Raw genomic sequence first — 2,729 nt, forward strand, 5'->3', positions numbered from 1 at the left:
CCAGCGATAGAGATACCGGTAACGGTATCTGCAAAACCAGCGTTTGATATTTCAAGCACAAGCACAACTTCTTGTGAGGGGGGTACATCAACAACACCGGTAACAATTACAACAAATTTAGGTGGATACAATACTTTTGTATGGACACCAAGTACAGGTGTAACCGGAGATGCAGTAAACGGATGGACTTTTAGTACAGCTCAAGAGCAAGACTATACTTTAGTTGCAACCCAATCTACAGGTATTTGTAAAATAGAAAAAACAGTTCGCGTTTTTGCAGGTAAAAAACCTGAAGCAAATGCAGCTTTAGCAAGTGCTTATGATTTATGTAAAGACGAAGTTAAAGAGCTTAAAGCATTAGAATCTTTACCGGCAGCAGTTACAATTGGTTCAGGCTTAACCACAACTGCATCAACAAGTGAAGTATCTGCTTTTGTTCAAAGTGGTGTGTATTCTAAACAGCAATATATCTACAGTGCAGCAGAATTGTTGGCACAAGGTTTAACAACTTCGGGTTACATTACCAACTTATCTTTTGAAACGATTAATTCAGGAGCTAGTTTAACTAATCCAAAGTATACTATCAAAATGAAGTTAACGCCAAATACATCGTTTGGAACAACAAATTTTGAAACCGGAAATTTATCAACAGTATACTCAAAAGTAAATCATACACATACATTCCAAGGAACACAAACAATGCTTTTTGATAGTCCTTTCTATTGGGATGGACAATCGAATGTATTGGTTGAAATTACACAAGAAGGTGCAGGTACAGGTAATAATGCAGAAACTTACTTTACTTCTGTAACTGGAACAAATGTTGGAATGTACGCAACAAGTGTTACAGATTCAAACCCTGTTGCTGGAGCAAGAACCACAGATCGTTTAAATGCTAAATTTGGTTTACAACAATCTAATGTTATATGGTCTCCTGCTTCTAATTTATATTTAGATGCAGGCGCAACAGTACCTTATACATCAGGAACAAATGCTCTTAAAGTATATGTAAGATCAAGCGTAGGTTTAAGCCAGGTTTACAATGCGGTATTAACAGCGCCATTATCTGGATGTACATTAAACAAGGCAATCACGGTGAATGTTACAGATGTAATAACACCAGTTGTTCAAAATCAAACATTCTGTTCGGCAACACCAGTTACTAGTGTAATTGTAACAAGCGGACCAACAGCTACATTTAATTTCTATAATTCGGCTACAGCAACTACTCCGATAACTACTGTTTCACAAACAGGAACTTATTACGTAGAAGCCGTTCAAGGATTATGTAAATCTGTTCGTGTACCATTTACAGCTACAATTACTCCATTGGCATTGCCTACTGCACAGTTTACTCAAGTGGTTTGCGGTGGTGGAACAGTATCGTCATTAATGGCATCAGGCGTAAATGGCGCACAGATAAGATGGTATGCTTCGGCTTCGGCAACAACGCCTTTGGCAAGTACGCAAGCTTTGGTTGATAATACAACGTATTATGCTTCGCAATCATTAGGAAATTGTGAGTCTGGACGTATATCCGTATTGGTAGATATTAACCCTGCACCAGCAGCTTTAACACCACAAACTATTTCAATTTGCGGATCGTTAAATTATGGAGGGGTTAATTTAAATCAAATTGCGGGATCAGAATTAGTATGGTATCCATCTGCAACATCACAAACACCAATACCAAATACAGGTCAAATAGTAAATGGCACTTACTATGTATCACAAAAAGTAAATGGTTGTGAATCATTACGTGTACAGATTATTGCAAGTTCACAAGGTAGTGTTGCTGCACCAACGGCAGGTATTCAGAATATTTGTGGAAGCGGGACTGTAGCACAGTTAATTGCGCAAATACTACCAAATGCGACAGCAGAATGGTATAGCAATGCAACAGCAACTACACCATTAGCTTCTACAGCAACATTGGTAAACGGAACATATTATTTATCACAAAGAGTAGGTAACTGTGTTTCTGTTAAAATTCCTGTGGCAGTACGTATAATTAGCACAAGCGCTCCAGCTCTAAGTCCAATATCAATGTGTGCAGGTTCTACGGTTGGAGATTTAAGTATCCCTGCTACTACTGGCACATCATATACTTGGTACTTAAACAGTACATCGACTACGCCATTACCTTTAACAGATGTATTAAAATCCGGATATTATTTTGTAACACGTGTTGACAATGGTTGTGAATCTGTACGTACACAAGTACAAATTACAATTAACAGTAGACCAAACAGCCCAACGGGCACTTCTCCACAAACATTTACAGATTATGCAGAAATAAGTAATCTTATAATGACTCAAACAAATGTGGTTTGGTATGTTACTTATGATGATGCTATGAAAGGAGTTAATCCATTGGCTGGTAATATGCCATTGGTAAACGGAACAACTTATTATGCAGTTATAATCGGAGCGAACGGATGTCCTAGCTTACCAACACCAATTGAAGCAATAATTGTTTTAGGTGTGAACGATTTTGATTTAAGCAAGTTGAAATATTACCCTAACCCGGTAAACGATCTTTTAACAATTACTTATACAGATGTTATTACAAATGTAGAAGTGTTTGATTTAAACGGAAGAATGGTTATCAAACGCGATTTTGACAATCAAACTGTTCAGTTAGATTTTAGCAACTTAAGTGCAGGAACTTATATGCTGAATATTAAAACTAAAGAAAACAGCCAATTTGTGAAAATTGTGAAAAAATA

1 protein-coding gene is annotated in these 2,729 nt (G+C 37.1%); it reads left to right on the forward strand.

Annotated elements, in window-relative coordinates; genetic code table 11:
- A partial coding sequence (locus F0460_RS16025) for an Ig-like domain-containing protein (RefSeq protein WP_150015108.1) occupies window positions 1–2,729 on the forward strand: 2,729 nt, incomplete at both ends.

It is taken from the genome of Paenimyroides baculatum, assembly GCF_008629655.1.
Lineage (GTDB): Bacteria > Bacteroidota > Bacteroidia > Flavobacteriales > Flavobacteriaceae > Flavobacterium > Flavobacterium baculatum.